The organism is Amycolatopsis sp. NPDC043885 (genome assembly GCF_056435685.1).
On the sequence record NZ_JBWKEA010000018.1, the window covers coordinates 170,470 to 179,704 of the forward strand.

Here is a 9,235-nt window from a genome sequence, read left to right on the forward strand (position 1 = left end):
GCCCGGTGTGCCGGGACCTTCGGCACCGCTAGTGCGACGCGAACTCGCGCCATTCCTCTGTCCCGGCACCGAGGAGGCGGGCGTCGAGAACGGTGAGAGGTGCGGCGACCGGGTACCCCGGCTCGTCGAGCCAGACCGGGACCTTCGCGCCGGCTCGGCTGCCCCGCGTCGCCTGGACCTCGCCGACTCGGCTGTCTCCGTCACGAGTGACCCACGTCGCCTCAACGAGCGAGCTGTCGTCGACGACACCCGACCGGCCCGTGATGCCGAGGGGCGCGCCGTCTTCGAGCAAGGTCGCTTCCACGCGATATCTGGTCGCCTGCTCGGTCTCAGCCTGTTCGGCGCGGGCCGCGAAGACACCGGAAGCCACCGCCGCGGCGACCGGCAGGGCGAGGACCACGAGGGCGATCGCGAGAAGCACCATGAACGCTTCCATGCGATCTTCGCGGCGAGCGAGCGGGTTTCGCCCCGGATGGACCATGTTCCAGGCTCGCGACCAGCGAGACGACGTGTCCCTGACCTGGACCTCCTCCGCTGCTGATCGCCGGGAGTGTGCCGCCACCATCACTCGGCAACACCGCCCGGCAAGAGAGGCGACGGTCCCGCCAGGCCGGGACCTCCAGCCGTATTCCCGGCACACCCGGCGGATCGAGACTGACTTCATGCGAGTACGTGATGTCATGACCACCCCGGTCGTCGCGGTGACGCCCGCCGCCACGATCGGCGAAGCGATCGCAGTGCTGACCGGCAAGGGAATCACCTCGCTTCCGGTCGTCGGCGGCACCGGCGAACTGCTCGGTGTGCTGGTCGAAGAGGACCTGCTCCGGGCGCGTTACCTTCCCGACGGCGACCCGGACAGCGGCGTCATGCTCAGCGGGCACACCAAGGTGAGCACGCTGATGCGGCGCCCGGCGGCCGGTGCCCATCCCGACAGCGACCTGACCGACCTGACCGCGAAGATGCTGGAGCACCGGCTCCGATCCGTCCCGGTCCTCGAACACGGCCGCGTGATCGGCGTCATCACCTGGCAGGACCTCCTCCGTGCCGGGCAATCCGCGCAAAGGAATGAGCCATGAACACCAATCCGGACAACACCCGCCACCTGCTCGTGGGCGCCGACGGCTCGGCCGAGAGCGAGGAAGCGATCCGGTGGGCCATCGCAGAAGCTGCCACCGTCGGTGACAAGGTGGAGGTCCTGATGGTCCTGCCACGGGAAGAGCTCCTTCCCGGCACGTCCTTCGCACTCCAGCCACACGGCAGGGTTCCGGTAAGGAAGAACTACTCGCTCGACGACGCGGTCGCACGGATCCAGCGCGAGCTTCATGCGGACGTCGAAATGAAAACCTCGCTGAGGCAAGGCAATCCGACGTCGGAACTACTCGCGGCGGCGCGCGATGCAGACCTGCTCGTGCTGGGCACGGGCACGAAGAGCGCGGTCGGCAGGCTCGTCTTCGGCAGTGTGTCCGCGGCCTGCGTCAAGCACGCGACGTGCCCCGTCGTGCTGGTGTCGACGCAGGCGGTTCATCGGTTCAGCCCGGCAGCTTCCTGATCTTTGGGTGGTCCGTGAAGGCCTCTCCTTGAGGGACTGTGGGTCCTCAAGGAGGCCTTCACGGACTCGGCACCCCCTATACGTGTTCCACCGAGAGAACCGCCTCGGCATCCCGTGCCAGTTCGACGTCCTCGCCTGTTCCCATGGCGAAGACGGTCACCGGCGCGTCATCCGGGCTGATCACCCGGTCACCGTCCCCGAGGCACCGCGCCGGATCGACAGAGATTCCGAAGACGCCCAGCCTCCCGGCCAGTCGCGCGATCAGCTCCGGCTGATGCTCGGTGACCCCGCCGGTGAACACAACGGCGTCGATCCGGTCGAGGCTCGCCGCCATCGCGCCGATCTCCCGGCGGATCCGGTGCAGGTAAACGGCGACAGCCGACACCGCGTCGGGATCCCCGGCCGCTTCGCGGGCCAGGACGGCGCGAAGGTCCCCGTTCGTCCCGCTCATCCCGGCGAGACCGGAACGGTGATACAGCGCGTCCTCCATCGCTTCGATCGACATCGGCGCCGTTCGCATGACGTGCAGCACCAGCCCCGGATCCACCGAGCCGGACCTCGTCGCCATGGCAGGCCCTTCCAACGGAGTGAAGCCCATACTCGTGTCCATGCTCCGGTCACCGCGGATCGCGGTCACCGAGACGCCGGCACCGAGGTGGCAGCACAGGAGCCGCGGCTCCTCGGCACCGAGGAGTTCCGTCACACGGCGCGCCGCGTGACGGCACGAAAGGCCGTGGAAACCGTAGCGCCGCAAGCGCCCTTGAGTGGTCCATTCCCGTGGTAGCGCGTACCTCGACGCTTCTTCGGGGAGGTGGGAGTGGAAGGCCGTGTCGAACGACGCGATCGCCGGCAGGCCGGGACGCGATCGGAACACCTCCCGTGCGAGGCGGACGGCCTGTGGCTGGTGAAGAGGTGCGAACGGGATGAGCTTTTCGAGCGCGTCCACGACGTCCGGGGTGAGCCGGACCGGACCGGTCCTGGAACCCCCGTGCACGAACCTGATGGCCACGACGTCCACTGTGGACCACCGGTCGAGAGCATGTCGCGCGGCGTCATGGGCGTCGTCGTCCAGGCTCATGGCGGCCCACCCGACCGGCGTGCCGTCGACGACCGAGGACGATTTCAGGCTCGAAGAGCCGGGATTCAAGGTCAGGACACGCATGAAGACTCCTTCGGGTACCAGGTCGCCGGGCGGGCGCGCCCTGGGGTCGCGCGCCCGCCCGGCCGGGATGGTCAGCCCTTGCCGACCTTGATCTTGACCTGTTTCTCGTGCGGCTTGTCCTCGACCGGCATGGAGACTTCGAGGATTCCGTCCTTGTAAGCCGCGGTGATCTTCGCCGTCGTCGCACCGGAGGGCAGGGAGACGGTCCGGCTGAACTTGCCGTAGTAGAACTCACTGCGGCCGTGCTCCGCGGTCCTCGCCTCGCGCTCGGCGCTGATCGTCAACTGCCCCTCGTGCGCGGTGACCGAGATGTTCTTCTCCGGGTCGAATCCGGGAAGCTCGGCTCGGACGAGGTACTTGCCGTCCTCGACGGACTCTTCGATACGCACCGGGTTGTGTTCGGCGAACGGCCACGGATTCTCCAGCCAGGCCGCGATACTGGGCAGGGTCAGCCGGGGATTGGGTACGAGAGTTGTCATATCCGTACTTCCTTTCCTTGTTGGGTATCCAGGGAGATGCGCGGCGGCAGTCAGGACTCCCAGGTCCAGTCACGGACTTCGGGAAGATCTTCACCGTGTTCGACGATCCACCTGTGGTGCCGTTCACGCGCGTCCGTCATCCGCTGCCGGACGGCACCGGCACGGGCGACCAGTCCGGGCACCCGGTCGATCACGTCGGTCACGAGCTGGAAGCGGTCCATGTTGTTGCGCACCAGCATGTCGAACGGGGTGGTCGTGGTTCCATGCTCGATGTACCCGCGCACGTGCATGTCGTCGTGGTTTGCGCGCCGGTAGGCCAGCCGGTGGATCAACCAGGGGTAGCCGTGATAGGCGAAGATCACCGGGCGGTCGGTGGTGAACAGCGCGTCGAACTCGCGGTCGGCCATGCCGTGCGGGTGCTCCGCGGCGGGCTGGAGGCGCATGAGGTCGACCACGTTCACCACCCGGACCGCGAGTTCGGGCAGGTACTCCCGCAGCAGCTTGGCCGCCGCGAGCACCTCGACCGTCGGCGCGTCACCGGCGCAGGCGAGCACCACGTCGGGTTCGGAATCCGGATGGGTGCTCGCCCACTCCCAGATCCCGGCGCCGCGCGCGCAGTGCACTGCGGCCTCTTCGCCGTCGAGCCAGACGGGGCTGTCGTTCTTCCCCGCGACGATCACGTTGACGTAGTCCCTGCTGCGCAGGCAGTGGTCCGCGACCCACAGCAGGGTGTTCGCGTCCGGCGGCAGGTAGACGCGGACGACTTCAGGGCTCTTGTTGGCGACGTGGTCGACGAAACCCGGATCCTGGTGGGAGAACCCGTTGTGGTCCTGCCGCCAGACGTGCGAGGTCAACAGATACGTCAGCGAAGCGACAGGCCGCCGCCACGGGATCTCCCGATGCACCTTGAGCCACTTGACGTGCTGGTTGAGCATCGAGTCGACGATGTGCACGAACGCCTCGTAGCAGGAGAAAAGCCCGTGCCTGCCCGAGAGCAGGTAGCCTTCGAGCCAGCCCTGACAGAGGTGCTCCGAGAGCACCTCCATGACCCGGCCGTCGGCGGCGAGATGCTCGTCGACGGGTTCGATCTCACACAGCCAGGTCTTGGCCGTCACGTCGAACACCGCGTCGAGCCGGTTGGAAGCGGTCTCGTCCGGGCCGAACAGCCGGAAGTTCGCCGCCTTCCGGTTCAGCGCGAACACGTCCCGCAGCCAGCGCCCGAGCACGCGCGTCGGTTCGGCGACAGCGCCTCCCGGCCGGACGAGAGGGATCGTGTGCGGTGGCACCGCCGGAAGCTCCAAGGGCCGCAGCACGAGACCGCCGTTGGAGTGCGGTGACGAACCCATCCGGAGATCGCCGTGTGGGATCAGCCCGGTGACCTCGGACGTCGGCCTGCCGTCCTCGTCGAAGAGCAGCTCCGGCCGATAGGAACGCAGCCATTCCTCCAGCTGCCGCAAATGCTCGGGGTTCCCGCGCGCGTTCGGGACGGGGACCTGATGCGAGCGCCAGGTGCCTTCGACCTGTTTACCATCCACAAGGGCTGGTCCTGTCCAGCCCTTGGGGCTGCGCAGCACGATCATCGGCCAGCGCGCCGGCCCCGTCGACACGCCGGCGGAGCGGGCGCGCACCTGGATTCCGTCGATCTCGTCGAGCGCGCCGTCCAGCGCCGCGGCCATCGTCTGGTGCATGACAGCCGGATCATCGCCCTCGACGTAGTGCGGGGCATACCCGTACCCGCGCAGCAGCTCATCGAGCTCAGTGGCACTGATCCGCGAGAGCACGGTGGGATTGGCGATCTTGTACCCGTTCAGGTGCAGGATCGGCAGCACCGCACCGTCGCGGGCGGGATTGAGGAACTTGCCCGAATGCCAGCTGGTGGCCAGTGGCCCGGTTTCCGCCTCGCCGTCGCCGACGACGCAGCCGACGACGAGGTGCGGATTGTCGAACGCGGCGCCGTAGGCGTGTGCGAGGGAGTAGCCGAGCTCACCGCCCTCGTGAATCGACCCCGGCACCTGCGGCGCGACATGACTGGGCACACCACCGGGGAAGGAGAACTGCCGGAACAGCGTACGCAGACCGCTCTTGTCGTAGGGGACCTCCGGCCACGCCTCCGAGTAGCTGCCTTCGAGCCAGGTGTTCGCGTACAGAGCCGGGCCACCGTGACCGGGGCCGGTCACGAACATGACGTTCAGCTTCCGCCGCACGATGGCCCGGTTCAGGTGGGCGTAGACGAAATTCAGTCCGGGAGACGTACCCCAGTGCCCGAGCAGACGCGGTTTCACGTGCTCGGGCTTCAGCGGCGATTCCAGCAGCGGATTGTCCATCAGGTAGATCTGGCAGGCGGCGAGATAGTTCGCCGCCCGCCACTGGGCGTCCACTTGGGACAACTCGGCAGGAGCCAGCACCGCGGGCGCGGCGGGGGCACCGAGAACGGTCATCGCGACTTCTCCGGCCGGACCACCATCACCGGGCACTCCGCGTGGTGCGCGAGCGCTTGGCTGGTCGAGCCCAGCAACTGACCGGTGAATCCACCCCGGCCCCGGCTGCCCACGACCACCAGCTGTGCCTTGGCACTCCACTCCAGCAGGGCGTGCCGCGGCCGGTCCTGGACGAGCACCCGCTCGACCTTGACGTCCGGATACTTCTCCTGCCAGCCCGCGAGCCGCTGCGCCAGCAGCCGGCGTTCCTCGTCCTCGATCGACTCCCACTGCACGACAAGCCGTGCCATCCCGTAGGCGTCGTCGTAGGTGACGTCCCGCCATGCGTGGACCACGACCAGGTCGGCCTTCCGCCACGCGGCCTCTTCGAAGGCGATCTCCAGTGCGCGCTCGCTCAGCGGGCTGCCGTCGATACCGACCACGATCGGCCCCTCGGCCGGATACGCGGTGGTGTTCTTCCTGCCCCGCATGACCACCACGGGACAGTGGGCGTGGGCGACGACCGCCGACGCCGTCGAACCGATCGTCATCTCGCCGAAGAAGCCCTTCCCGGTGCCGCCGACGACCACCATCGCCGCCGACTCCGACGCGTCGATCAAGGTGGGCACCGGAGAGTCCGCCGGCATCCGCGTGTCCACGTCCACACCGGGTGCCACCGAACGCGCTTGTCCGGCAGCCTCCTCCAGAACGCGCTGACCTTCTTCGGCGAGCACGTCATACCAGGGCGCGGGGCCCGCCAATCCGGCGCCGTAGGCCAGCTTGTCGACGCGCAGAGCGTGCACGATGAGCAACTTCAGCAGTCGTTCTTCGGCGACGGCCGCGGCCCACCGTACGGCCGCCCTTCCCGGCTCTGTCCCGTCCACTCCGACGACGATCTTCCGGTCCGCCGCGTTCATCGTTCGTCCTCCTGATAGGCCACTTTCGCTTCCACCACACCGGGAACCGCCTCGGCCAGCAATTTGGCCACGTGGCGGTCGGTGCCGCTGTCGTAGGCATCACCCACCCGCACGACGCCGTCTCGTACTTCGACCGTCCACCGGCCAGGTCCGCCGTAGATCGCCAGGTGATGGCGGACGTCCGCCGCGATCGCCTCGTCGGAACGGGCGAAGGCACGCACGAAGTCGCCTCGCGTGAGGATTCCGACCACCTTCGAACCGTCCACGATGGGCATCGCGCGGATCCGTCCGTCGAGCAGGGCCTTGCCGACGTCGGCGGCGTCCGCGCCGGTGCCCATCCCTGTGGCCGGTGTCGTCATCACCTGAGCGACGGTCAGCCCCGGCCTCGGCCGTGCCTCGTGGTCCGGGCCCGAGCGGACGTCGTGCGGGAACCGGTTCCTGATCAGATCGGCCTCGGTCACGATGCCGATCAGCCGGTCGTCCTCGTCGATCACCGGCAACGCGGTGAATCCCTTTTCCGCCAACAGCTCGGCAGCGTGTTTCGCGGTGGTCCCGGGCGTCACCGTGACGACCGGAGCGGACATCAAGTCCCGTGCTCGCATGCTGAGCTCCTCACTCGGTTTCCTGTCCGGTCAAAGCCGGACGAACGACCGCCACAGGGCATTCCGAGTGCGCGACGAGTGCCTGGCTCGTGGAGCCGAGCAACATCCCCCGGAACCCGCCGCGGCCTCGCGACCCGACGACGAGCAACTGGGCGTGTTCGCCGAATCCGAGCAGCGCGCGGACCGGACGGCCGCGGGCGACCACCGTCTCCACGCGCAGGTCCGGGAACTTGGCCCGCCAAGGCGCGAGTTGTTCGTCCAACGCTTGTCGCTCCGCCGACTCGATCGCGTCCGGGTCCACCGTCAAGGCGTGCACCCTGGCCGATTCGTGGTCGGTGAACTCGTTCCACACCCTGACCACGATCAGATCCGTGCCGCGGAGCGAAGCTTCGTCGAAAGCGAAGGCCAAGGCCGCTTCGCTTGACTCGGAACCGTCCGTGCCCGCGACGACCGGGCCGGTCTCCGGTGGAACGTCTTCCGGGTGCTTTCCCCTCGCGACGACGATCGGGCAATGCCCGTGCTGCGCCAACGCCACCGCCGTCGAACCGACCAGCAGACCGGTGAAGCCACCGAGACCGCGGGAACCCAGCACGATCAGGATCGCCGTCCGCGATTCCTGGACCAGTGCGGCCACCGGCGCCCATTCCCGCGCGGCGGACTCGACGATCAGATCCGGGTAGCGCTCGGCCACCGCGCCACAGGCTTCGGCGAGCCACCTCGCCCCTTGAGCCTCGAACGCCGACCGGACCGCCTCGACCGACGGCAGCACGCCGGGCATCCTCACCGGAGGAACCGTGTACACGTGGACCAGCCGGAGCCGCTTCCCCCTTTTGACGGCCTCTGCCGCCGCCCACACCGCGGCCCGCCGGGCGGATCCCGAACCGTCGATCCCCACTACGACCGCGCCTTCAGCCACGCTCGGCATATCCACTCACCTCTTTTGTCCGAGCAGGCTTCACCGCGGCGGCGATTTCGCCCGCCCAAGCCCGCACCGCCGGCCAATCCCGGTAGTCACCGTCCTTGACCCGGAGTGCCGTCACGACCGCTCGTTCGGCGAACCGCAGCAGGTTCCGGTCGATCCGGCCCGGGAACACCACGTGCCCGCGTGCCCCGGACTCCACCATCAGCCGAGCCACGTCCACCGGATCCGGTTCCGCCGCGGGCTTCAACGGCGCTCCCACCGGGCCGCTGGAGAACAACCACACGTTCTTGGTCCTGAGGACTTCGGCGTGCTCGCCGACGACGTTTCTCGCCTGCTCGAGCCATTGCCCCAGATACACACCGCTGCCCACCAGAACGACGTCGAACTCATCCACCGACGTGACGTCCTCGGCCCTCGACACCCGCACCGTCGCCTGACCCCGCAGCTCCGACGCGAGGGCTCGGCCGATTTCCCTCGCGATCTCCCAGGTCCCGCCGTGGCGGCTGGCCGCCGCTACGAGGATCTTCATTTCGCTCTCCCGTCTGGTCACTTCCCAGCTTCGACCAGTGATGAGTTCAGGAGGAGAGACCGAAGTCCCGGTGAGACGGGCCCACAGTCCCGGCTTGATCGCCTCGGTGGCACAGCTCCGCCGGCGAGGAGCTTAAATCGGGAGGAGCACCAGTGGGGTCGCCTTGAGCGCGGCGGCGACCCCGACCAGGACACCCCTGGGCGGTCTTGGATGTCGGTGCAGGCAGTCGTTAGCGACCAGTCACAACAGGAGGATGTTGATCTGGCCCCAGAACAACGTTCGAATGACGGGTTCGAGCCGAACGGCGCACAAGGTGACGATAGCGGCGATCAGGTACCGATAGGGCATGCCCTGTCGCAGCCGGTCGAGCACCAGCAGCATGAGGTGGAACAACAGGCCGATACCGCCGGTGGTCAGCAGCAGGACACCTACTGGGTACACAGCGAGAATCGCACCCAGCGGCACCACCGAGAACGGCGGGTAAGGGTAACGTGCGGGGTTCCCGCCGCCATGGAAGTTTTGAGGGGTAAGGCAAACGTGGCGTGGTCGGCGCGGGGTGGTCGTGAGTGGCGTTTCGGGTTCTCACCCGAAACGCCACCCCCGACCCCCCTCCAACCCTCTTCTTCCCCCCTTCACCAGGAGAGTGGTCCCAGCGAAG

General features: G+C 68.1%; 10 protein-coding genes and 1 pseudogene. 2 read left to right on the top strand and 9 right to left on the bottom strand.

Going from position 1 to position 9,235, the window contains the following annotated elements:
* Positions 1-28: 28 nt before the first annotated feature.
* Positions 29-565 (bottom strand): Rv1733c family protein, encoded by a 537-nt coding sequence (locus AC069I_RS35990; RefSeq protein WP_478224582.1) that lies wholly within the window; start codon positions 563-565, stop codon positions 29-31.
* 97 nt (positions 566-662) lie between these two features.
* On the opposite strand from AC069I_RS35990, the gene AC069I_RS35995 reads away from it, so the two are divergent.
* Together AC069I_RS35995 and AC069I_RS36000 are read left to right on the top strand one after the other, a co-directional pair.
* Positions 663-1,076 (top strand): CBS domain-containing protein, encoded by a 414-nt coding sequence (locus AC069I_RS35995; RefSeq protein ID WP_478224583.1) that lies wholly within the window; start codon positions 663-665, stop codon positions 1,074-1,076.
* On the top strand, positions 1,073-1,549 hold the full coding sequence (locus tag AC069I_RS36000) for a universal stress protein (protein WP_478267383.1): 477 nt from the start codon (positions 1,073-1,075) through the stop codon (positions 1,547-1,549). The genes AC069I_RS35995 and AC069I_RS36000 overlap by 4 nt, the downstream gene beginning before the upstream one ends.
* Positions 1,550-1,625: 76 nt before the next feature.
* Here the strand turns inward: AC069I_RS36000 and AC069I_RS36005 are convergent, their stop codons facing one another.
* From AC069I_RS36005 to AC069I_RS36040, 8 genes and pseudogenes are all read right to left on the bottom strand, one after another.
* A complete protein-coding gene (locus tag AC069I_RS36005) occupies positions 1,626-2,711 on the bottom strand; it encodes an acetate/propionate family kinase (protein WP_478267384.1) in 1,086 nt (361 codons plus the stop codon).
* Between the two features lie 71 nt (positions 2,712-2,782).
* Entirely contained in the window at positions 2,783-3,190 is a 408-nt protein-coding gene (locus AC069I_RS36010; RefSeq protein ID WP_478233271.1) for an Hsp20/alpha crystallin family protein, read from the bottom strand.
* A gap of 50 nt (positions 3,191-3,240) precedes the next feature.
* Positions 3,241-5,628, bottom strand: a complete 2,388-nt coding sequence (locus AC069I_RS36015; protein ID WP_478267385.1) for a phosphoketolase family protein — start codon at positions 5,626-5,628, stop codon at positions 3,241-3,243.
* Positions 5,625-6,524, bottom strand: coding sequence for a universal stress protein (locus tag AC069I_RS36020; protein WP_478233269.1), 900 nt, complete (start codon positions 6,522-6,524; stop codon positions 5,625-5,627). Before AC069I_RS36020 ends, AC069I_RS36015 begins: the two co-directional genes overlap by 4 nt.
* Positions 6,521-7,126, bottom strand: coding sequence for a CBS domain-containing protein (locus tag AC069I_RS36025; RefSeq protein WP_478224589.1), 606 nt, complete (start codon positions 7,124-7,126; stop codon positions 6,521-6,523). The genes AC069I_RS36020 and AC069I_RS36025 overlap by 4 nt, the downstream gene beginning before the upstream one ends.
* Before the next feature lie 10 nt (positions 7,127-7,136).
* A complete protein-coding gene (locus AC069I_RS36030; protein WP_478267386.1) occupies positions 7,137-8,051 on the bottom strand; it encodes a universal stress protein in 915 nt (304 codons plus the stop codon).
* Positions 8,035-8,577 (bottom strand): flavodoxin domain-containing protein, encoded by a 543-nt coding sequence (locus AC069I_RS36035; RefSeq protein WP_478224591.1) that lies wholly within the window; start codon positions 8,575-8,577, stop codon positions 8,035-8,037. Before AC069I_RS36035 ends, AC069I_RS36030 begins: the two co-directional genes overlap by 17 nt.
* A 240-nt stretch (positions 8,578-8,817) precedes the next feature.
* Positions 8,818-9,054: pseudogene (locus tag AC069I_RS36040) on the bottom strand (glycosyltransferase 87 family protein); the annotation flags it as partial.
* Between the last annotated feature and the right edge of the window lie 181 nt (positions 9,055-9,235).